The organism is Sandaracinus amylolyticus, from assembly GCF_021631985.1.
GTDB lineage: Bacteria > Myxococcota_A > Polyangia > Polyangiales > Sandaracinaceae > Sandaracinus > Sandaracinus amylolyticus_A.
Genome location: NZ_CP070225.1, coordinates 5,126,651 through 5,147,136, shown reverse-complemented (window position 1 = coordinate 5,147,136; position 20,486 = coordinate 5,126,651). Strand labels below are relative to the sequence as shown.

The window sequence follows — 20,486 nt, the reverse complement described above, 5'->3', positions numbered from 1 at the left end:
GCGCTCGTACGATTTTCGTCGAACCCCTGAGCCATCGCGCCGGGGGTCTGGTACTCACGTACCTGATGAGCCGACCGAACGACTGGGGGCGGATCGCTCCAGTGCTCGTGTCGCTCGCGCTGTTTGCGTGCGACGGAGTCCTGCTCGACGGCGCAGCCGGTCCAACCGGCGCGGGTCGACGTGGTGGCGGTCCAGTCAGCTGCGGCAACGGATCGATCGTGCTCGGCACCGCGCCCATGCGGCGCCTGAGCAACGCCGAGTACCTGCACACGCTGCGTGATCTCTTCCCGGGCGTGGCGCCGGCGCTGCCCGAGCTGCCCGAGGACACCGAGGTCGGTGGTTTCGAGAACGACGCGCGCTCGCTCGGCCCGTCCGACCTGCGCGTCGCACGCTGGGAGGACATCGCGTTCCGCTACGCGGGCGAGGTCACGTCGACGCCCGATCGGCTCGCTGCGTTCCTGCCGTGCGCGGCGAGCGCGGGCGATGCGGGCGCGCAGCGCGCGTGCGGCGAGACGCTCGTGCGCGAGCTCGGTCGACGCACGCATCGACGTCCGCTGAGCGACGAAGAGGTCGAGCGCTACGTCGCGTTCTTCGAGTCGCAGCGCGAGGCGATCGACTTCGCCGGTGCGGTGCAGCTGACGACGATGGCGCTGCTGCAGTCGCCGTGGTTCCTGTATCGCATCGAGCTGCCGGGGGAGGGCGGCGGCGACGGCGTGGTGCCGCTCGACGCGTACCAGCTCGCGTCGCGCCTCTCGTACTTCCTCTGGGAGAGCACGCCCGACGACGTGCTGCTCGAGGCCGCGTCGCGCGGCGAGCTCGCGAGCGACGCGCAGCTCGAGGCGCAGGCGCGACGCATGCTCGACGACGGTCGTGCGCGCGAGGCGGTGGTCGACTTCCACCGCCAGTGGCTCGACTTCGATCGCATCGAGCTGGACGAGCACCAGGGCCGCGTGCCCGAGCTCTATCCGACGTGGAACGAGACGCTGCGCCAGTCGGTGCGCGACGAGCAGGATCGCTTCGTCGAGGGCGTGCTCTTCGAGGGCGAGGGCACGCTCAGCGCGCTGCTCACGAGCCGCACCGCGTACGTGAACGGTCCGCTCGCGACGCTCTACGGCGTGAACGGCCCCGGCGACGCGACGACGTGGGAAGAGGTGACGCTCCCGCACGATCAGCGTGCGGGGTTGCTGACGCGCGCGGGCTTCCTCGCGTCGCACGCGCACTCGGGCAACGGCTCGCCGCCGCTGCGCGGTGTGTTCGTGATGGAGAGGTTGCTCTGCGAGCCGCGTCCCTCGCCGCCGCCCGACGCCGATCTCACGCCGCCGGTGGTGCGACCGGGCGAGGAGCCGCGCACGAACCGTCAGCTCTTCGAGGAGCGCACGTCGCCGCCGGGCTGCATCGCGTGCCACACGCGCATCGACGGCTTCGGGTTCGGCTTCGAGCACTACGACGCGGTCGGCGGCTATCGCACGCTCGATCACGGCCTGCCCGTCGATGCGTCGGGCAACCTCACCGGCACCGACGTCGACGGCGCGTACGTCGGCGCGATCGAGCTCAGCGAGGCGCTCGCGGAGAGCGCGCGCGTCGAGGTGTGCGCGACGCGGATGTGGATGCGCTACGCGCTCGGCCGTGCCCCGGAGCGTGAGGACGAGTGCCTGACGAGCCGCCTCGCGCGCTCGTTCCACGAGAGCGGTGGCGACGTGCGCGAGCTCTTGGTCGACATCGTGACGAGCCCCGAGTTCCGCAACCGCCCGCTGGCTTCGGAGTGACCGCGATGACGATGCAGAGGCGTCAGTTCCTCACCGCGCTCGGTCTCGGTGCTGCGAGCATCGGCGGTGGGTTGATGTTGCCCGGCGCGGTGGGCTGGGGCAGCCGCGCGCAGGCGGGTGGCGCGACCACGCCGACCCGCTTGCTCTTCTGGATCACACCCCACGGCACGGTGCCGAACGCGTGGGCGATGAATCCTCCCGGGCTGCCTGCGAGCGGCACCGGCGTGGCGTCGATCGCGACGCTCGAGGACGCCGCGTGGAGCCGCATCCTCGCGCCGCTCGCGCCCTTCAAGCAGAAGCTCTCGATCGTCGAGGGCATCGCCCGCACGTCGGCGATCGACTACGAGCGGCGCGGCGCGGCGACGAGCGGCTGGGATCTCAACCGCCATCACTTCGGTCAGGCGTCGCTGCTGACGTGCGTCGACCCGCTGCAGCGCGCGGGCTCGACGTGCATCGCCGGCGGCGAGTCGGTCGACCAGGTGATCGCGCGCGCGCTCGCGCAGCCGGGGCGCTGGGCGTCGCGCGTGTACGGCGCGAACCATCAGCACCCGTACAACTTCGTCGCCGCGGGTGAGGCCGCACCGCGCGTGACCGCGGCGCGACAGGCCTACGACGACCTCATGGGCGTCTACGTGCCGCCCGACGACGGCGGCGATCCGCGCGTCGCCGCGATCATGCGAGGCCGCGCGAGCGCGCTCGATCTCGCGGCGCGCGAGTACGATGCGGTCGCGCCGCGGCTCGGCACCGCGGATCGCCAGAAGCTCGAGCGCCACGCGCAGCTGCTGCGCGACCTCGAGATCTCGTTCCGCGGCACCACGCCCGGCGCGTCGTGCTCGCCGACGTACGAAGCGCTCGGTCACGAGATGGATCGCTTCGCGCGCGTGATGGCGCTGGTGCTCGGCTGCGACATGACGCGCATGGTGAGCTTCGTGACGATGCCGCTGCGGCCCGAGGAATTCGGGCTGCCGGTGGGCACGAACGTGCACCAGGACTACGCGCACAACTCGGTCGCCGGGCCCGACGCAGCGTTCACCGCCGAGGCCGAGCGCGGGATGATCGAGTACAACCTCTTCTACGCGCAGCGCTTCGCGTACTTGCTCGAGCAGCTCGACTCGGTGCCCGAGGGCGACGGCACGCTGCTCGATCACACCGCGGTGGTGTGGATCAGCGAGCTCGGCACCGGCACCCACTGGCTGCACGACATGCCGGTGGTGATCGCGGGCGGCGCGAACGGCGCGCTGCGCACCGGACAATACGTGCGCTACGCGCGGTCGAACCGGGTGCGCCAGGGCTACAGCGACCTCTCGGTCGGGCCCGCGCAGAACCAGCTCTACGTCACGCTGATGCGCGCGCTCGGCATGGACGTGGACGCGTTCGGCATGGAGAGCACGCCGCTGGTCGGCGGCGGGACGCTCTCGCTGCGCGGGACGCTGCCCGAGCTCCTCGTGTGATCCGAACGGTCGCGCTCGCGCTGCTGCTCGTCGCGTGTGGGTCGGACGACGTCGCGCCGATCGATGCGAGCACACCGAGCGGATACGCGGCGTTCGCGATGCCGGAGCTCGGCGGCGAGCGCTACGGAATCCGTAGCGACGTGGTCGAGGATCTCGTCACCGGTCTGATCTGGCAGCGTGGCGACACCGGCGCGCTGCGCACGCTCGAGGAGGCGCGCGCCGAGTGCGCTGCGCTCGAGCTCGAGGGGCGCGAGGACTTTCGGCTGCCGACGCGCGTCGAGTGGGTCTCGATCGTGGCGCCGGCGCGCAGCCCGACGATCGACGGGAGCGCGTTCCCCGATGCGCTCGCCGAGTACCACTGGACCACGAGCGAGCCCGACGAGGCGCCGGGCTCGGCCTTCAGCGTCTATCTCGGCGCGGGTGAGACCACGCTCGGGCTCGCATCGCGTCCCTCGGCGCGCGTGCGCTGCGTCGCGGGTGGTCCTGCGCCGATCGAAGGCGCGCAGCACGAGGTGCGCGGAGACGGCGTGCACGATCGCGGCACCGGGCTCACCTGGTCGCGCGCGATGATCGACGCGACGACGTGGAGCGAAGCGCGCGACGCGTGCATCGCGATCGGCGCGCGACTGCCGACGATCCGCGAGCTCCAGACGATCGTCGACGAGTCGCGCCGCGCGCCCGCGATCGATCCCGCGCTCTTCCCCGACACGCCCTCGGAGCGCCACTGGACGTCGACCATTCGCGATGCCGGCGACGCGCAGCCGTGGACCGTCGACTTCCTCGACGGGCAGACCTACGCGGACGAGCTCGGCGACGTCCCGCACGTCGCGCGCTGCGTGCTCGGTCCTCCGCCGTGACCTTCACGCGGGCGCCGCGACTAGCCCATCAATAGGACACCACCGCGAAAAGTTCCGCATTTTCACGTTGCGCGGAATGTTTGTGAGAATCACTATCGCCGCGACTGGGAATCGTTCTCGGTGTCGGAGGTGGCGTGATGAGGCCCGTGGTGTGGGTGGGAGCAGTGCTGACCGGCGTTCTGATCGCGTCGTGCGGCGAGCCAGACGAGCCCGCGGGCGAGCCCACCGAGGCGCGCTACGTGCTGTCGTCGATCGTGATCACGCCCGAGGGCCGCACGATGTACGTGCAGACGCTGCCCTCGCTCGACATCGAGGAGCACGTCACGAACGAGCACGCGATCGAGGTCGCGGGCAACGGTGTGTTGCTCACCCACGGTCGCCACATCTTCCTCGGCCTCTCCGAGTCGCCCGAGTGGGTGCGCTACACGGTCGGCGAGGACGGCGCGATCGCGGAGACCGGCCGCATCCACTTCGGCAGCTACGGGCTCACGGCGATCGGCTACGGCAACGCGATCATCGACCCGACGAGCGCGGTGACGGTCGCGGCCGAGCTGCAGCTCGCGATCGTGTGGAGCCCCGAGACGATGACGGTGCGCGGCACGATCCCGCTGCCGCACCTCGAGCGCGGCGACTACGAAGAGGTCGAGGTCTGGACGACGGTCGCGCACGACGGTCGCGTCTACGTCCCGGCGCGTTGGTCGGACTGGACCGGCGCGCGCATCCGCCCCGGCGTGGTCACCGCGATCCTCGATCCGCAGGCGCTCTCGGTGGTCGGCGTCGCGGAGGACGCGCGCTGCACGAGCGGCGGCCGCATCGTCTTCGACGAGGACGGCTACGGCTACGTGATGGGCGACGGTCGCAACTGGTCGGCGCAGCTCTTCGCGAGCTCGCGCGGCGAGGAGCGTCCGGTCAACTGCCTGCTGCGCATCGCGCCCGGCGCGACCGACTTCGACGAGTCGTGGATGGTCGAGATCCCCTCGCTCACCGATGGGCTCGAGTCGATCGGCGAGCTCGACGCGGCGTCGCAGGGCAGCGGCATCGCGTTCACGCGCGTGTTCTACGAGGGCATGCTGCCCGAGGGCACCGAGCCCGATCTCGCCTTCGGGTTCTGGCAGCAGCCGGTCTATCGCACGTGGCGCATCACGCTCGGTGAGACGCCGACGGCGGAGGCGGTCGAGGGCACGCCGTTCTCGTCGATGGGCTTCGCGGGCAGCTCGGTGGACGGGCTGTTCTACGAAGGGCAGAGCCCCGACTACTCGGTCAGCACGGTCTACGAGATCGATCCCGACACGAACGGCGCGCACGCCGTGTTCGAGATGGACGGCCTCTTCAACGGCCTCGCTCGTCTGGGCGAGTGACGTGAAGCTCCCGCCTCGCGCGTTCGTGACGTTCTGGGACGTGCACGCGTGGGCCGGCGTGATCGTCGCGCTCCTCGTGAACGCGATGTTCTTCGCCGGCGTGTTCGCGCTGTTCCGCCGCGAGATCACGATCTGGCAGGACGTGTGCGGTCACGCGATCGGCGCGCCGTGTGATGCGCCGATCGATCCGGCGGTGCGCGGCGCGCTCGCGACGATGGAGAGCGATGGCCCGCTCGAGCTCTACTACGTGAGCGGGCTCGACTACGGGTGCGCGCCGCTGCCGGTGCACGTGCACGCGGCGGGCGGTGCCGAGCACACGCGGCTCGTCGATCGACGGAGCGGCGAGGTGCTGCCCGAGCGCTCCGTGGTCGCGAGCTTCCTCGTGTACTTCCACTTCCTCTACGAGCCCTCGGTGATCGGGCTCGCGGGGATGTACGTCGCGGGGCTCGTCGCGTGGGTGCTGCTGCTCGTGCTCGTGACCGGCGTGCTCATCCACCTGAAGGATCTCGTTCGCCAGCTCCATCGCGTGCGCCACGACGCGAAGCCGCGCGTCGTGTGGTCCGACCTGCACAAGGTCGCGGGCGTGATGGGCATCCCGTTCCAGGTGTCGATGGCGCTGACCGGCGCGATGATCTGCATCGCGGGATTGGTCTTCGGGCTCTGGACGGAGGTGCTCTTCGAGGGCGACGCGGCGCGCGCGGCGCGCGTGACCGAGGGCCACGATCCTGCGCCGCCGGCGACCGGCGAGGCCCGCGAGGAGCGATCGATCGACGCGCTGATCGCGGACGCGCGCGACGTGGTGCCGGGCTTGCGACCTTCGTTCTTCATGGTCGAGCACCCGGGCGATGCGGCCGCGATCGCGACGGTCGGTGGGCGGGTCGACGGGACGCCGCTCGCCTACGGCGATGCGCACATGGAGGCGGCGACCGGGCGCGTGATCCACGCGTGGAGCCCGCGCGAGGAGCGGGTGCTCCAGACCGTCGAGCGGTGGACCTACGGGCTGCACTTCGGGTGGTTCGGAGGGCTCGCGGCGCGCTGGCTCTACGCGCTGCTCGGGCTCGCGGGGTGCGTGACGATCCTCAGCGGCAACTGGATCTGGATCGAGCGACGCGATCCGCAGCGAGCGCGGCGCTCCACGCACCTGCTCGAGCGGCTCACGATCGGCTCGGGCCTCGGTGTGGCGTGCGCGGTGGGCGCGATGTTCGCCGCCAACCGCGCGGTGCCGGTGAGCTGGGACGCGCACTGGCACATCGAGGTGGGCGCGTTCTTCGCGGCGTGGACGATCGCGGTGGGCTTCGCGCTCGTCGCGCCGAGCGCACGGGTGGCGGTGCGCGGTGTGCTCGCGACCGCGGGCGCGATGTTCGTGGCGACGCCGCTGCTCGGTGTCGCGTGCACGCCGCTGCACCTCGCGGCGGCAATTCGGAACGGGGCGTGGAGCGTGGCGGCCGTGGATCTCGGGCTGCTCGTGCTCGGCCTCGCGTGTGTGGCCGGCGCAGTGGCGACGGCGCGCGCGCCTTCGACCGTGAGCGCCGCGATCGACGTGCCGCGAGAGGCCGATGCCTGAGCTCGTCACCGTCGCGCTCGGCGCGCTCTCGTACGTCGCGCTCTACGCGGGCCTGTCGATCGACGGGACGCGGCCGCGCGCGCGCTGGCTCGGGCGGGCGGCATCGGTCGTGCTCTTCGCCGCGTCGGTCGGCGTGGGCGCGGAGCGAGAAGGGATCGGCGTCGCGATCCTGCTCGCGATCGCCGCGTGGACCGCGGCGGGCTCGATCGTTCCCGCGCTCGCGAGGCGCGCGTCGGCGAGCGCGCGGGTGATCGCGATCACCGCTCGACCGGCCCGCGAGCGAGCCGCGGTCGAGCCGAGAACCGGCGCGTGGCGCGCGGTCGCGCGGGCGCTGGTGTCGATGGTGGGCACGCTGCCCGTGAGCGTGCTGCTCGGGACGGTGCTCGCGGCGCGTTTGCCGCTCGAGGAGTCGACCCGGCTGACCATCGGATTCCTCGCGATCATCCCGGTGTGGATCGCGGTGGCGTGCGTGGCGTTCCTCGACGCGCGCGCGTGGCGCGCCGCGGGGATCGTCGCGGTCGCCACGCTGCTGCTCGTGCTCGCGGCCTGAGCGATCCAGCTGGAGTGCTCGCTGGCGGAGGCGCGCACGCGGACGGGAGGGCCCTCCGCCAGCGAGCCGATGTTGGACACTCTCTCAGTCGCAGCCGGCGCGATCGCCGGCCTGACGGCGCTCGACGTCGAGCACGAGCTGGCGCCGTCCCGGCTCCTCGGGCGTCCACTCGAGGCGATGCAGTCGGCTCTCGTCCTCGGTGAGCAGCGAGCGTCGCACCGCGCCGTGGAGCGAGACCGTGAGCAGGTTCGTCGCACCGCCGAGCAGACGCGCGTCGCGCCCGCGCTGCACCACCTCGATGTCGATCGTGTGGCGACCGGGCTGCAGCGCGCACTGCACCTCGTCGAGCGTCGCGTGGCCGCCGCGGCCCTCGAACGACCACACCTGGTTGCCGTCGATGCGCACGCGACCGGTGATGCCGGGCATCGCGGTGACGTCGAGCTGGTAGTAGCGGAGCCGCGCGTCGGGCATCGTGATCGTCTCGGGCGTCGGCTCGGGCAGGCTCTCGTAGGTCACGGGCGGCGCGACCACGACCGGGGCCACCGCGAGGACCACGAGGCGCGCCGGGATGTTCGGCTCGCGATCGAGCGTGCCGGCCCACACGAGGTAGTCGCCCTGCACGGGATCGCCGATCGCGATCGACGGATCGTAGTCGCCCGCGATCCCGTCGTCGGCGCAGATCCAGCGTCCCGCGGGATCGCGGATCGCGAGCACCGCGTCGGCCGCGGCGCGCACCGCCACGTTGAGCTCGCTCGATCCCTCGGGCACCGAGAGCACCGCGTCGGGCTCGGCGTCGACGAATCCCACGCACGACGGACGCAGACCGAGCGTGCTCAGATCCACGCCTCCGCCGATCGTCGCTTCGATCTCCGCGCTGCCGTTCTCGACCGGTCGCGCCGAGGGCACGCGCGCCGCGAGAGCGCGCAGCGCGGGCTCGCCACCACGACGCGCCGCCTCGGGATCGAGCGCGTCGCACGCGAGGGGATCCCCGGAGTCGCACCCGCGCCGCAAGAGCGCGCTGCGCTGCTCGTCCTCGACGTCGAGGTGCTGCGCCCACGCGGTGCACGCCTGCCCGACGTTCGCTTCTTCGCACGCCCACGTGAGCAGCTCGGTGGCGCGCTCGGGATCGCGCGGCGTGCCCACGCCCTCGGCGAACGCCTCGCCGAGCACCACGCACGCGTGGTGGACGCCGTCGCGACACGCGCGCTCGTAGAACTGCAGCGCGTCGAGCGCGGAGCGATCGCCGTCGACGCCGGTCATGCGGAAGCGCCCGATCTCGAGGCACGCCTCGGGCACTCCATCCTCGCACGCGTCCTCGAAGAGGTCGCGCGCGTGCTCGATGCGATCCGGGATGAACCGGAAGATCGCGGAGCCGAGCGCGTAGCAGCCCCAGATGTCGCCGCCTGCGCAGCCACGCTCGAGCAGCAGCGCGCCGCGCTCGACGTCGCGCAGACCGTCGGGCGGATCGACGAACGACTCGCCGATCTCGGTGCACGCGCACGGATTGCCGCTGTCGCACGCGACCGCGAGCAGGCGGCGGGATTGCTCGAGGTCGCCCTCCGCCGCCGCGCGCATGCCCTCTTCGAATTCGATCGGCGCCGGCGCGTGCGGCACGTCGCAGCGGGTGTCGACCGCGCGGTTCGGCTGCGCGGTGGCCGCCGTCGTCCCCGCGCCGCTCTCGCCGTTGCTCGCCGTCGCGCCGCACCCGAGCCCGCACGTGACCGTGATCAGCCACGCGCCGAACGCCCCCGCGCTCCGCAATCGCATGTTTTCCCCACCCGGGGCGCGCTTCCCTGACGCCCCCCGGATCAGCGTGCCCGAACGCCCGACTCGGCGGCAACAACCGGGATCACTGCAGCGCGGCCTGGGTCTCGATCAGATCGGCGAAGAGATCGGCGATCTCGTCGGCGCCCTCGCGATCCATCAGCCGGCGCAGATCGCGGCGCAGCGCGGCGCGCGAGAACCGCGCGAACTGCTCGAGGAACTCGGCGTCGGTCGGCATGTCGGTGGTGCAGAACGACGGCGCGGGGCGGAGCTCGTCGCAGTAGTCGGCGCGGCATGCCTCGGCGACGCCCTCGCGCGAGAAGGGCTCCGCCGCGAGCGCGTCGCGACACCGGCGCCGCGCGAACATCCCGCCGCACTCGCGCATCAGGCGCGCGAAGGTCGGCGCGGTCTCGGGCCCCTCGATGCGCGCCAGGACCTCGCCGCAGCGCGCGAGTCCTTCTTCCTGCTCGCGACGGGGCACCCGCGCCGGCTCGCTCTTCGTCGCGCTCGCGCCGCCCTGCGTCCCCGGGCTCGACGCAGGACGATCCTCGCCGCACGCGGCGAGCGAGACCAGCAGGACGAAGGCGACGAGGCTCCGGGCGCGCATGGCCGCGGATTCTGCTCGCGGGGCGCGCCAGCGTCGAATCGCGAATTCGTGAGAGCTCGCGCGGGTAGTTCTTGCAATTAGTTTGAGCTCAAACTAATTCCGTTCGCGTGAACGATGTGGTGTTCGCCAGTCGAACCCTCGTTCCCCGCCGGTTCAAGGCCCTCGAGCGCAAGGATCTCTCCTCGATTCCGCAGCTCGCACGCCTCGGCGAGGGCGAGATCCGCGCGATGGAGATCGTGGCGTCCGTGCTCCCGTTCCGCGTGAACGAGTACGTGACGAGCGAGCTGATCGACTGGGCGCGTGTGCCCGACGACCCGATCTTCCAGCTCACGTTCCCGCAGCGCGGCATGCTGCGCGACGACGACTTCGCGCAGATGGAGCGGCTCTTCGCGAGCGGCGCGGGCAGCGACGTGATCCGCGACGCGGCGCGCGAGATCCAGCACCGGCTCAACCCGCATCCCGCCGGGCAGATGGAGCTCAACACCCCGCTGCTCGACGATCGCCGCACCCGCGGCCTCCAGCACAAGTATCGCGAGACGGTCCTCTTCTTCCCCGCGCAGGGCCAGACCTGTCACGCGTACTGCACCTACTGCTTCCGCTGGCCGCAATTCGTCGGGCTCGACGACATGAAGTTCGCGACGCGCGAGGCCGACGAGCTGGTGCGCTACCTCGCCGAGCACGAGGAGGTGACCGACGTCCTGATCACGGGCGGCGATCCGCTGCTGATGAAGACGTCGGTGCTGCGCCGCTACGTCGAGCCGCTCCTCGAGGCCGACCTGCCGCACCTCGCGTCGATCCGGATCGGCACCAAGGCGCCGGCCTACTGGCCGTACCGCTTCGTCACCGACGCCGACGCCGACGACCTGCTGCGCCTCTTCGAGCAGGTGACGCGCTCGGGCCGCACGCTCGCGCTGATGGCGCACTACTCGCACCCGCGCGAGCTCGAGAGCGCGATCGCGCAGCGCGCGGTGCAGCGCGTCCGGAGCACCGGCGCGGTGGTGCGGTGTCAGGCGCCGATCCTGCGCCACGTGAACGACGCCGCGCTCGCGTGGGCGGAGATGTGGCGGCTGCAGGCCCAGCTCGGCGCCGTGCCGTACTACGCGTTCGTCGAGCGCGACACCGGCGCGAGCCACTGGTTCGAGGTGCCCCTGGTCGAGGCGTGGCGGATCGTGCGGGACGCGCTCGCGCGCGTGTCCGGTCTCGCGCGCACCGCGCGCGGTCCTTCGATGAGCGCGACGCCGGGGAAGGTCACGGTCGACGGCCCCGCGCACATCCGCGGCGAGCGCGTGCTGGCGCTCCGCTTCCTGCAAGCGCGCGAGCCGGACTGGGTGGGGCGCCCGTTCTTCGCGAAGTACGACGAACGCGCGACCTGGCTCGATCAGCTCGAGCCCGCGTTCGACGAGCCGGAGTTCTTCTTCGAGCCCGAGATGCGTCGCGTCCGCGAGGACCCCGACGCGACGCGGACCGAATTCCGCACGCTGCGCCGCCGTCGCTTGCCGGTCCTCGCCGGCGAGCGGTGGTGATCGTTCCTTCGCTTCGCCTCTCTTCCGACCTCCGGAGACGACTGGCGCGTGCGCGCGGCCGCTGCCAGACCTGGCCCCCGAGATGTCGACGTCCGACGCGCCGCTCGAGCCGAAGCTCGGCAAGACGCTCCAGTTCATGCAGCTCCTGTGGGAGCTCACGCACGCGCTCCAGTCGCTCAGCAAGCGCATGGAGGGCGCGATCGGCATCACCGGTCCGCAGCGCCTCGCGCTGCGCATCATCGGGCGCCGGCCGGGCATCGCGGCGGGCGAGCTCTCGAGCGCGATGCGCATCCACCCGAGCACGCTGACCGGCATCCTGCGCAGGCTCGAGGAGCGCCGCGCGGTGCGTCGCGAGCCGGATCCCGAGGACGCGCGCCGCATGCACCTCTATCTCGCGAGCGCGGGCAAGGATCTCGATCGCGAGCGCGGCGGCACGGTCGAGGCCGCGGTGCAGCGCGCGTTGCGTCAGGTCGATGCGCGCGACATCGAGGGCGCCCGCCGCGTGCTGCGCGCGGTGATCGACGAGCTCGCGCGCGAGGCCGGCGAAGAGGACTGAGAGCGTGTCCGAGATCGGCTCGCCCCTCCGCCAGCGAGCACTGACCTCGGACGTCATGGCCTCGCGTTCCCCGACGGCGCAGAGGTAAGACGCATGATCGAGCTCGATCGCGACGCCCTCGACACCCCTCGCTTCGTCGCCTCGGATCGCGGCGGGCACTACGAGAGCTGGTTCCAGCGCGCGAACCATCCCACGCGCCCGCTCGCGTTCTGGATCCGCTCGACGATCCTCGCGCGTCGCGGTGCCGCGCCCGACGAAGCGCTCGGCGAGGTGTGGGCGATCGTGTTCGACGGCGAGCGCGAGCGCGTGGTCGCGGTGCGCGAGGAATTCCCGATCGCGTCGTGCCGCTTCGGCGCGCGCGGGCTCGACGTGGAGGTCGCGGGATCGCGCCTCGACGCGCGCTCGCTCGAGGGTGGCGCGAAGAGCGCGTCGCACTCGCTGCGATGGTCGCTGCGGTACACGAGCGCGGCCTCGCCGCTCCTGCTCTTCCCGCGCGCGCTCTACGACGCGCCGCTGCCGCGCGCGAAGGTGCTCACGAGCGCGCCGTTCGCGCGCTTCGACGGCACGATCGAGGTCGACGGCGAGCCGCTCGCGATCGACGGATGGATCGGCAGCCACAACCACAACTGGGGCAGCCGACACACCGACCGCTATGCGTGGGGCCAGGTCGCGGGCTTCGACGACGCGCCCGAGGCCTTCCTCGAGCTCGCGACCGCGCGCGTCGCCGTGGGCCCGGTGCTCGCGCCGCCGCTGACCGTCGCGGTGCTCCGCCTCGGCGACGAGGAGCTGCGCTTCGACTCGGTCCCGCGCGGCTTCGCGGCCCGCGCGTCGTTCCGCCCGTTCGAGTGGCGCTTCGACGTGCGCGCGAAGGGCGCGCGCCTGCACGGACGGATGGACGCGCCGTCGTCGACGTTCGTCGCGCTGCCCTACGGCAACCCGCCGGGGGGCACCAAGACCTGCCTCAACTCGAAGCTCGCGCGCTGCGAGATCGTGCTCGAGCGCGATGGGCGCGCCCCGCTCACCCTGCGCACCACGCACCGCGCTGCGTTCGAGATGCTCGGCGACGATCCCGCTCCGCGCGGCGTCGCAGTGCTGTGATCAGCGACGCCGCGGGCGAGCGCTGCGCTCGGCCTCGCTGGTGTCGATCACCGCGCTCGAGTCGCCCATCGTCGGCGGCGACGCGGACACCGTGACGCCAGCCTCGGGATCGAGGCGCGACGCGAGCACCAGCGTCGCGTAGAGCGACTCCAGCAGCATCTGCAGCACCGTCTCGCGCGCGACCTCGCGACGATCGAGCCAGTCGAGGCTCGCGGCCTCGACCAGGCCGATCCAGCTGCGCAGCGCGAAGCGCACGACGGGACGAGGCTCGGTGAGCCCGAGCTCGCCCATCATGCGCCGCACGATCGCGTCGCGCGTCTCGTCGACGATCGCGGCGACCTCGGGATCGTTGCCGATGCCGCTGCGCATCAGCGACGCGTAGGGCGCGGCGTGCTCCTCGACGAAGCTCAGGTACGCGTCGAGCCCGGCGCGGGCGCGCGCCGGCTGCGGCAGCGAGCTGTCGGGCTCGGTCCGCAGCTGCAGCTGCTCCGCGGCCTGCCTCACCGTCGCGACGTAGAACGCACGCTTGCTGCCGAAGTAGTGATAGAGCAGCCCCTTCGAGATCCCCGCCGCCTCCGCGATGTCGTCGATGGACACGTCGTCGTACGAGCGCTCGGCGAAGAGGCGCGCGCCGAGCTCGAGGAGCTGTGCACGTCGCTCGTCGAGCGCGAGACGATGGCGGGCGATCGGAGCGCTCATAGGGATCGCCGAGCATGACCCGGACCCGCGTCCAGCGCTATTGACCGAAGTTCAACAGATGCTAGATGCTCGCAGAACAGGGAGGAATTCATGAGCGCGACGGCGAGCGCGGAGAGCACCAAGAGCAAGCGGTCGATCCCGGTGCGCGCGATGGGCTTCGCGTTCCGCGAGGCCGCGGTCCCGCGCTGGTGGTTCTTCGAGAACCCGATCCCGACCCACATCTCGAACGCGCTGAACCTGCTCTTCCCCGACGGCGAGCGCTTCTTCATCCGCTCGGTGAAGCACTACATGCACGTCGTCGAGAACGACCCCGAGCTGCTCGCGCGGGTGCGCGGCTTCTTCGGCCAGGAGGGTCGTCACGGCCACGAGCACGAGCGGTATAACAAGCTGCTGCAGGAGCAGGGCTACGACCTCGAGCCCTTCCTCGCGTTCTACCGGCACTGGGCGTTCGAGGTGCTCGAGAAGAACACGCCGCCCGTGCTGCGCCTCTCGGCGACCGCCGCGCTCGAGCACTACACCGCGACGATGGCGGAGAACGCGCTGAAGAGCGACATGCTCGATCACGCGCACCCGCTGATGCGCGACCTGCTGCGCTGGCATGCCGCCGAGGAGATCGAGCACAAGTCGGTCGCGTACGACGTGCTGCAGAAGGTCGACCCGCGCTGGGGCGTGCGCGCCGCGGGGATCGCGCTCGCGAGCGCGAGCATCGTCGCGTTCTGGATCCTCGGCGCGCGCGAGCTGCTCCGCCAGGAGGCCGCGATGGGCACCGACCTCGCGGCCCATCGTCGCGCCGCGGAGGCGGACCCGGTGCTCGAGCGCGAGCGCAAGCACCGCACCGTCATGTTCCGCGGGGCGATCGCCGACTACCTGCGCCGCGACTTCCATCCGGATCAGAAGGACGACTACGCGCTGGCTCGCGCGTACCTCGAGCGCATCGGCCGTCTCGACGGCTGATTCGAGCAATTCTCCGGCGGATCGTCGACGGTCCGCCATCGCGCGTCGCGCCAGGATCGCACCGTGTCTCGGGAGGCGGTGCGATGGCGCGTCGGCTGGTCTCGTGGGTGTGCCTGATCGCGGCGTGTGGGGGCGCGCCGCTCGCGCCCCGCGCGCGGGACGTGGATGGTGTCGGCACGTTCGTGTCGGTGCCGCGCGGGTTCCACACGCGCTCGTACTGGATCGAAGGGCCCGAGGGTGTCGTGGTGATCGACACCCAGTTCATGCCCTCGGAGGCAGAGCGACTGCTCGACGTGATCGAGCGCGAGACCGGCAAGCCCGTGGTGCTCGCGATCGTGCTCCACGCGAACCCCGACAAGTTCAACGGTGCCGAGGTGATGCGGCGGCGCGGCGTGCGCGTCGTGACCTCGGAGCAGGTGCGCGCGCGCATCCCCGAGGTCGACGCGCTGCGCCGGCGATGGTTCTACGAGCGCTACGCGCCGGACTATCCGAGCGCGATGCCCGAGCTCGAGTCGTTCGGTGACGCGAGCACCGAGATCGACGCCGCGGGGCTCACGCTGCGCGCGCACGTGCTCGGCGCGGGCTGCAGCGACGCGCACGTCGTGATCGAGTGGAACGGCCACGTGTTCACCGGCGATCTGATCGCGCATCGTGCGCATGCGTGGCTCGAGCTCGGCCACCTCGAGGCGTGGCTCGAGCGGCTCGACGAGATCGAGGCGATGCGTCCTCGGTGGGTGCATCCGGGTCGCGGCGAGAGCGGTGGGACGGAGCGCGTCGCGGCGCAGCGCGTGTACCTCGAGCGAGTGCGCGCGATGACCCGCGAGGCGTCGCCGGCGCTGCCGGCGCCCGAGGGCGCGATCGACGCGCTGCGCGCGCGCATCGAGGCCGAACATCCGGGGTACGGCTATCCGGTCTTCCTGCGCGTCGGGCTGCCCGCGGTGTGGAGGACGGTCGCGCTCGAGCGCGCGGAGTAGTCCCGCGGCGTCTCGCCCGCGAAGCGCGCGAACGCATGGGTGAACGCCGAGGGCGTCGCGAAGCCGAGCTCGGTCGCGACCTCCGCGACGCGCGTGCCCGGCACCGCGAGGCGCTCCATCGCGCGCAGCATGCGCGCCGCGTGGAGGTAGTCGCGGAAGCCGAGCGAGAGCTCGACTTCCATGCGTCGCGCCAGCGTGCGCTCCGACATGCCGGCCCCGCGCGCGACCTCCGCGGCGCGCAGCGGATCGCCGAGGCGTGCGTGCACGATCGACAGCGCACGACGGAGCTCGTCGCTGCGCGGCGGTGGCAGGTGCATCGGCAGCGCGTTCGTCGCGCGTGCGTGAGCGAGCTCGATCAGCACCCGCAGGAAGCGACGACCGCTCGCATCGCGCGAGGCCTCGCGCGGAGGCCATCGCATCGCGTGCAGGATCATCTCGCGCGCGAGCACGTCGATCGCGAACACCGCACAGTCCGCGCGAGGCGCGGGCGCGAACCGCGGAGCCCAGTAGATCGTGCGCAGGCTCGACGCGTGATCGACGTCGACACGATGCGCGACCCGCGCGCGGATCAGCGCCGCACGTCGCGGAGGAAGGACCCACACGCCCTCCTCGAGCTCGAGCCGCATCGAGCCCTCCGCCGCGAAGAGCAGCTGGTGCCGTCGATGTGCGTGCCACGCGCCCGCGCCCGGCGAGAGCTCGTCCGCGAGCGCGAACGCCGGAGCGGTGACGCGATCGACGTCGACGTGAGCAGCGCGCACCGATCGAGGGTAACGGGGAGCGCACGTCCTCGTCGTGTGGGATGGCGATGGGCGCGCGCGGGTGACAAGTTCCTCTCACGCGCGGAGGGACGGGGCATGCGTGATCTCGCGGTGCTGTCGTGCGTGATCGGAGTCCTCGTCGCGGCACCGCGCGCGAGCGCTCAGACGCATGGCGTCGAGCTCCAGTGCAACCTGTCGATCCGTCCGTACTTCGCCGACCCATACACCGGCGAGCACGTGCGAGCGACGCCGCAGGACTACGAGCTGCGCACCGTGGGCGACGGCTCGCACGTCGACGCGGAGAGCGACGGGTGGACGGTGCGCTCGGCGTCGATGCGCATCGAGTACGAGATCGTCGAGCGCGCGACCGGGCGCGCGGTGCTGCGCGACACGGCGGAGCTCGCGTGTGGGCGAACGCTGCCGCACGGCACCCCCGAGGGCGTGATCGAGCTCGTGCCGGGGCGCGTGTTCTTCGGCGCGACGATCACCCACGGGCCCGACGACTCCGCGAGCTGTGGAGGCGAGGGCGGGCCGCAGCAGTGGTACGTCGTGCACCTCGCGTCGCCGGCGCGGCTCTCGTTGCGACTCGTGTCCGAGTTCGACGCGACGATCTACGTGCGCGAGGGCGCGATCGACGGGCCCGAGGTCGCGTGCCGCGATCGCAGGGCGCGGCTCGAGACGTTCGACATGCACCTGCCGGCGGGCACGTACTTCGTCGCGGTCGACGGCACCCACGGGTTCGGGCGCTATCGCCTCGTCTCGTTCTACGACCCGGTCGATCCCCGCGCGATCGAGAGCGCACCGCACGGCGAGCTGCACGCGCGCGACGCGATCGAGAGCGAGCTCGTGCCCGCCGCCTCGCGTTACCACGGCAGCTGCGGGGGCACGCAGGCGCCCGAGCACCTCTACGCGCTGCGCGTCGATCACGCGGCGCGCTTCTCGTTCCGTCTCGCGAGCCGCTTCGACTCCGCGCTCTACCTGCTCTCGGAGAACGGCGACGAGCTCGGATGTCGCAGCACCGTGGGACTGCCCGGAGGATGGAGGCAGTCGCGGGTCGCGCTCGATCTCGCGCCCGGCGTGTACTGGGTCGTCGTCGACGGCGAGAGCGCGGTCGGCGGCGCGGGCACGTACCGGCTCGTCTCGCAGGAGCTGCCCGCGCCGGAGTGACCCTCGGCTCGCGCGAGGGGCGATCGCTGGGCATACTCGCGTGCCCGCTGCGGCCTCCTTCTAGATCCGCAGCGTGACGTGAACGAGATGCCGTCTCGCGTGCCTCCTCCGCCGCTCGTCCCGCTCTCCACGCTCCTGCCCGCGGAGCCGCTGCTCCTGATGGGCGCGGGCCCGGTGCCGATCCCGCACGCGGTGGCGCGCGCGAACGGCGTCGTGATCAACCACCTCGGCGAGACGATGGACAAGGTCATCGCCGCGGTGAAGGCGATGAGCCGCTACGCGTTCCAGACGAACGCGGAGAAGGTGCTCGGCGTCGGCGGGCCGGCCTCGGGCGCGATGGAGATGGCGATGGCCAGCTTCGTCTGGCCGGGTCGCAAGGTGCTCTGCCTGAAGAGCGGCACCTTCAGCGGGCGCCTCGGCGAGATGGCGCTGGGCCTCGGCGGCACCGTGAAGTTCCTGGAGCCCGAGGTCGCGACGCCGGTGAGCGCGCAGGCCGTCGCGGACGCGTTCAAGCGCGAGCGCTTCGACGTCGTGACCATCGCGCAGGGCGAGACGTCGTGCGGCCTGCTCAACGTCGAGCTCCCGCAGATCGCGGCGATCGCGCGCGAGCACGGTGCGATCGTGGTGGTCGACGCGGTCGTGACGCTCTCGACGATGCCGATGCGCATGGACGACTGGGGCATCGACGCGGCGGTCACCGGCGGGCAGAAGGGGCTCTCGTCGATCCCCGGCGTGTCGCTGATCGCGTTCAGCGATCGCGCGTGGAAGGTGGTCGGCGAGCGTCCCTCGCCGCGACCGCACTGGTGCTTCGACGCGGAGCGCGCATGGCGCTTCTGGGGCTACCAGCAGTACCACTACACCGCGCCGGTGCCCGGCATCCTCGCGCTGCACGAGGCGCTGCGGCTCATCTGCGAGGAGACCCTCGAGCGTCGCTTCGAGCGGCACCGCGTGAGCAGCGAGGCGCTGCAGCGCGGCATCGAGGCGATGGGGCTCACGCTCTTCGTGCCCAAGTCGCACCGGCTGAATTCGGTGGTCGCGATCACGATCCCGAAGGGCGTCGACGGCGCGCGTGTCCGCAAGACGATGAGCACCCAGTACAACGTCGAGATCTCCGGCGCGTTCGGGCTCGACGTCGTGCGCATCGGGCAGATGGGCGAGCAGTGCCGCTCGCACAACCTGTTCAAGGTGCTCTACGCGATGGGCATGGCGTTCCGGAAGGAAGGCGTGAAGCTCGACGTCGCGGCGGGCATGGCCGCCCTCGAAGAAGCGCTCTCGGGCGAGAGCGAATCGGTCGGCTGACGCGCGACGAAATGCCGCATTGTCGCGGCGCACACCCGCCGCTATCCACGCGCTCGTGCTTCGAGGGAGCGTGGATCACATGCAGAATCGGGTTCTTCCGGCGCTCGTGGTGATGTCGGTGATCGGCGTCGCGGGGAGCGCGCACGCACACATGGGCGCGCGGGGCCCGGCGATCGCGAACACGACGTTCGTCGCGACCTTCACGGTCGGGCACAGCTGCGCGGCGGTCGCCGAGATGCCGAGCATGCCCGCGGTGCCGAGCAGCGACACCCGGACGGTGCGCATCTCGCTGCCTGCGGGCGTGACGGCGGTCAGGCCGATGCACGGCGGCGTGTTCGGGCGTCCCACGATCATCCGCGACGCGAGCGAGGCGATCGTCGCGGTCGAGTACACGCGGCCCGACGACGCGAGCCAGCCTCCGGACGAGCTGTACCACGAGCTTTCGATCCGCATGCGCGCGCCGACCGCGCCGTTCACCGCGCTGCAGTTCCCGTCGGTGCAGACGTGCTTCGACGGTCGCGAGCACCGCTGGGAGGGCGAGGACGCGCCGACGCTGCGCGTGCTCCCGCCGCGCTCGCCGGGGTGGAACCAGATCACGATGCCCGAGGGCACCTACGATCTCGACGCGATCGCCGCGTACTTCGGCGATGCTGCGATCGTGTGGCTGGATCGCCGTGCGTGGAGCCCCAACGCGACGACGCGCGCGCTGATCGAGTCGGACCCGGCGGCCGAGCCGCTCACCGCGATCGAGAGCACCGCCGCCGCACCCGCCGCGGTGTGGGTGCGGTACTGAGGCGGAGCGCAGATGCGTGCGCTGAGGATCGCCTTGTTGGCGGCCGCCGTGCTCGGCGGATGTGGTGACGACGACGCGCCCGCGATCGACGCCGCGATCGCGATGGACGCGGGCGTGGATGCTCAGGTCGACGCGGGGACCGATGCCGCGGTCGAGGTCGACCCGTGCGCGACGCTGGAGCGACCGACCGATCTGGCGTGGCCCCCGGCGGAGGGCCGATTGCCGTGCGATCTGCGTCCGCCGACGTTGCGATGAGAGGACGACGCTCGATGTGGCGATGCTGTGTGCTGCTGATCACGCTCGCGCTGGTCGCGTGCGAGCCGAGCGATGGGGACGCGGGTGATGCGGGACCGCGCGAGTCGGGCGACGACCCGTGCGGGCGCATCATCGAGGCGTGCCACCCGCTCGACATGGGCGGTGAAGGACCGATCCCGGAGTGCCACGCGATCGGTCACGACGAGGTCGAGGCCGCGTGCGTGACGAGCCTCGAGCGCTGCCTCGGCATCTGCGTCGCCGACGGCGGTGTGATCGAGACGGATGCGGGCGACCCTCACGACGAGCCCGATGCGTCGGTCGATGGCGGCGCGAGCGTGTGCCGTTCGATCGCGCGCCGCTGCCACGAGCTCGACCCCGAGGACGGCGGGCCGATCTCGCAGTGTCACGACGTCGGGCACGCAGGCGACGAAGCGGCGTGCGAGGCGCGCCGCGACGAGTGCCTCGAGCTCTGTCCCGAAGCGTGAGCGCGTCG

The 20,486-nt window shown here is 71.9% G+C and carries 20 protein-coding genes; 16 read left to right on the top strand and 4 right to left on the bottom strand.

All coding sequences use genetic code 11. The features are described from left to right. The first annotated feature begins 236 nt into the window (after positions 1-236). From I5071_RS21735 to I5071_RS21710, 6 genes are all read left to right on the top strand, one after another. The gene (locus I5071_RS21735; RefSeq protein ID WP_236607425.1) at positions 237-1,766 is read left to right on the top strand and encodes a DUF1592 domain-containing protein; all 1,530 of its coding nucleotides are present in this window, start codon (positions 237-239) and stop codon (positions 1,764-1,766) included. A 5-nt stretch (positions 1,767-1,771) separates the two neighbouring features. After that, positions 1,772-3,217, top strand: coding sequence for a DUF1552 domain-containing protein (locus I5071_RS21730; protein WP_236607424.1), 1,446 nt, complete (start codon positions 1,772-1,774; stop codon positions 3,215-3,217). Continuing rightward, the gene (locus I5071_RS21725; RefSeq protein WP_236607423.1) at positions 3,214-4,074 is read left to right on the top strand and encodes a DUF1566 domain-containing protein; all 861 of its coding nucleotides are present in this window, start codon (positions 3,214-3,216) and stop codon (positions 4,072-4,074) included. The genes I5071_RS21730 and I5071_RS21725 overlap by 4 nt, the downstream gene beginning before the upstream one ends. 137 nt (positions 4,075-4,211) lie before the next feature. Then, a complete protein-coding gene (locus I5071_RS21720; RefSeq protein WP_236607422.1) occupies positions 4,212-5,432 on the top strand; it encodes a hypothetical protein in 1,221 nt (406 codons plus the stop codon). A gap of 1 nt (position 5,433) precedes the next feature. Continuing rightward, positions 5,434-6,996, top strand: a complete 1,563-nt coding sequence (locus tag I5071_RS21715; RefSeq protein ID WP_236607421.1) for a PepSY-associated TM helix domain-containing protein — start codon at positions 5,434-5,436, stop codon at positions 6,994-6,996. Next, positions 6,989-7,546, top strand: a complete 558-nt coding sequence (locus I5071_RS21710) for a hypothetical protein (RefSeq protein WP_236607420.1) — start codon at positions 6,989-6,991, stop codon at positions 7,544-7,546. The genes I5071_RS21715 and I5071_RS21710 overlap by 8 nt, the downstream gene beginning before the upstream one ends. Positions 7,547-7,630: 84 nt before the next feature. Here I5071_RS21710 and I5071_RS21705 read toward each other — a convergent pair whose 3' ends face one another. Together I5071_RS21705 and I5071_RS21700 are read right to left on the bottom strand one after the other, a co-directional pair. Beyond that, positions 7,631-9,313, bottom strand: coding sequence for a tetratricopeptide repeat protein (locus I5071_RS21705; protein WP_236607419.1), 1,683 nt, complete (start codon positions 9,311-9,313; stop codon positions 7,631-7,633). Between the two features lie 82 nt (positions 9,314-9,395). Then, positions 9,396-9,917 carry a hypothetical protein gene (locus tag I5071_RS21700; RefSeq protein WP_236607418.1) on the bottom strand — a complete coding sequence of 174 codons (522 nt, stop codon included), beginning with the start codon at positions 9,915-9,917 and terminating at the stop codon, positions 9,396-9,398. A 107-nt stretch (positions 9,918-10,024) separates the two neighbouring features. Between I5071_RS21700 and I5071_RS21695 the strand changes: the two genes are divergently transcribed. The 3 genes from I5071_RS21695 to I5071_RS21685 all read left to right on the top strand — a co-directional run bounded on the left by I5071_RS21695 (position 10,025) and on the right by I5071_RS21685 (position 13,094). Further along, complete coding sequence (locus tag I5071_RS21695; RefSeq protein WP_419249639.1) at positions 10,025-11,440, top strand: KamA family radical SAM protein; 1,416 nt, start codon at positions 10,025-10,027, stop codon at positions 11,438-11,440. An 82-nt stretch (positions 11,441-11,522) separates the two neighbouring features. Further along, positions 11,523-11,996 carry a MarR family winged helix-turn-helix transcriptional regulator gene (locus I5071_RS21690; RefSeq protein ID WP_236607416.1) on the top strand — a complete coding sequence of 158 codons (474 nt, stop codon included), beginning with the start codon at positions 11,523-11,525 and terminating at the stop codon, positions 11,994-11,996. 93 nt (positions 11,997-12,089) lie between these two features. Continuing rightward, positions 12,090-13,094: a hypothetical protein gene (locus I5071_RS21685; protein ID WP_236607415.1), complete on the top strand. Its 1,005-nt coding sequence runs from the start codon at positions 12,090-12,092 to the stop codon at positions 13,092-13,094. On the opposite strand, the gene I5071_RS21680 is transcribed toward I5071_RS21685, so the two are convergent. Continuing rightward, positions 13,095-13,793 (bottom strand): TetR/AcrR family transcriptional regulator, encoded by a 699-nt coding sequence (locus I5071_RS21680; protein ID WP_236607414.1) that lies wholly within the window; start codon positions 13,791-13,793, stop codon positions 13,095-13,097. Between the two features lie 90 nt (positions 13,794-13,883). Between I5071_RS21680 and I5071_RS21675 the strand changes: the two genes are divergently transcribed. Continuing rightward, positions 13,884-14,747 carry a metal-dependent hydrolase gene (locus I5071_RS21675; RefSeq protein ID WP_236607413.1) on the top strand — a complete coding sequence of 288 codons (864 nt, stop codon included), beginning with the start codon at positions 13,884-13,886 and terminating at the stop codon, positions 14,745-14,747. A gap of 83 nt (positions 14,748-14,830) precedes the next feature. Beyond that, positions 14,831-15,721, top strand: coding sequence for an MBL fold metallo-hydrolase (locus tag I5071_RS21670; protein ID WP_236607412.1), 891 nt, complete (start codon positions 14,831-14,833; stop codon positions 15,719-15,721). Here the strand turns inward: I5071_RS21670 and I5071_RS21665 are convergent. Next, complete coding sequence (locus tag I5071_RS21665) at positions 15,652-16,479, bottom strand: AraC family transcriptional regulator (protein ID WP_236607411.1); 828 nt, start codon at positions 16,477-16,479, stop codon at positions 15,652-15,654. The two genes, I5071_RS21670 and I5071_RS21665, sit on opposite strands and share 70 nt — an antisense overlap. A 96-nt stretch (positions 16,480-16,575) precedes the next feature. Here I5071_RS21665 and I5071_RS21660 point away from each other — a divergent pair, with 96 nt between their 5' ends. From I5071_RS21660 to I5071_RS21640, 5 genes are all read left to right on the top strand, one after another. Beyond that, positions 16,576-17,646: a hypothetical protein gene (locus I5071_RS21660; protein WP_236607410.1), complete on the top strand. Its 1,071-nt coding sequence runs from the start codon at positions 16,576-16,578 to the stop codon at positions 17,644-17,646. Between the two features lie 87 nt (positions 17,647-17,733). Next, positions 17,734-18,945 carry a pyridoxal-phosphate-dependent aminotransferase family protein gene (locus tag I5071_RS21655; protein WP_236607409.1) on the top strand — a complete coding sequence of 404 codons (1,212 nt, stop codon included), beginning with the start codon at positions 17,734-17,736 and terminating at the stop codon, positions 18,943-18,945. Positions 18,946-19,024: 79 nt separating this feature from the next. Further along, positions 19,025-19,738, top strand: coding sequence for a DUF1775 domain-containing protein (locus I5071_RS21650; RefSeq protein WP_236607408.1), 714 nt, complete (start codon positions 19,025-19,027; stop codon positions 19,736-19,738). A 33-nt stretch (positions 19,739-19,771) separates the two neighbouring features. Next, a complete protein-coding gene (locus I5071_RS21645) occupies positions 19,772-19,993 on the top strand; it encodes a hypothetical protein (protein WP_236607407.1) in 222 nt (73 codons plus the stop codon). Positions 19,994-20,007: 14 nt separating this feature from the next. Beyond that, the gene (locus I5071_RS21640) at positions 20,008-20,478 is read left to right on the top strand and encodes a hypothetical protein (RefSeq protein WP_236607406.1); all 471 of its coding nucleotides are present in this window, start codon (positions 20,008-20,010) and stop codon (positions 20,476-20,478) included. Positions 20,479-20,486: the final 8 nt, after the last annotated feature.

Coding starts and splice junctions, on each gene's coding strand:
- I5071_RS21710 (WP_236607420.1), top strand. CDS start 6,989: ATGCCTGAGCTCGTCACCGTCGCGCTCGGCGCGCTCTCGTACGTCGCG.
- I5071_RS21660 (WP_236607410.1), top strand. CDS start 16,576: ATGCGTGATCTCGCGGTGCTGTCGTGCGTGATCGGAGTCCTCGTCGCG.
- I5071_RS21685 (WP_236607415.1), top strand. CDS start 12,090: ATGATCGAGCTCGATCGCGACGCCCTCGACACCCCTCGCTTCGTCGCC.
- I5071_RS21700 (WP_236607418.1), bottom strand. CDS start 9,917: ATGCGCGCCCGGAGCCTCGTCGCCTTCGTCCTGCTGGTCTCGCTCGCC.
- I5071_RS21650 (WP_236607408.1), top strand. CDS start 19,025: ATGCAGAATCGGGTTCTTCCGGCGCTCGTGGTGATGTCGGTGATCGGC.
- I5071_RS21670 (WP_236607412.1), top strand. CDS start 14,831: ATGGCGCGTCGGCTGGTCTCGTGGGTGTGCCTGATCGCGGCGTGTGGG.
- I5071_RS21705 (WP_236607419.1), bottom strand. CDS start 9,313: ATGCGATTGCGGAGCGCGGGGGCGTTCGGCGCGTGGCTGATCACGGTC.
- I5071_RS21640 (WP_236607406.1), top strand. CDS start 20,008: ATGTGGCGATGCTGTGTGCTGCTGATCACGCTCGCGCTGGTCGCGTGC.
- I5071_RS21680 (WP_236607414.1), bottom strand. CDS start 13,793: ATGAGCGCTCCGATCGCCCGCCATCGTCTCGCGCTCGACGAGCGACGT.
- I5071_RS21720 (WP_236607422.1), top strand. CDS start 4,212: ATGAGGCCCGTGGTGTGGGTGGGAGCAGTGCTGACCGGCGTTCTGATC.
- I5071_RS21730 (WP_236607424.1), top strand. CDS start 1,772: ATGACGATGCAGAGGCGTCAGTTCCTCACCGCGCTCGGTCTCGGTGCT.
- I5071_RS21675 (WP_236607413.1), top strand. CDS start 13,884: ATGAGCGCGACGGCGAGCGCGGAGAGCACCAAGAGCAAGCGGTCGATC.
- I5071_RS21690 (WP_236607416.1), top strand. CDS start 11,523: ATGTCGACGTCCGACGCGCCGCTCGAGCCGAAGCTCGGCAAGACGCTC.
- I5071_RS21735 (WP_236607425.1), top strand. CDS start 237: ATGCGGCGCCTGAGCAACGCCGAGTACCTGCACACGCTGCGTGATCTC.
- I5071_RS21655 (WP_236607409.1), top strand. CDS start 17,734: ATGCCGTCTCGCGTGCCTCCTCCGCCGCTCGTCCCGCTCTCCACGCTC.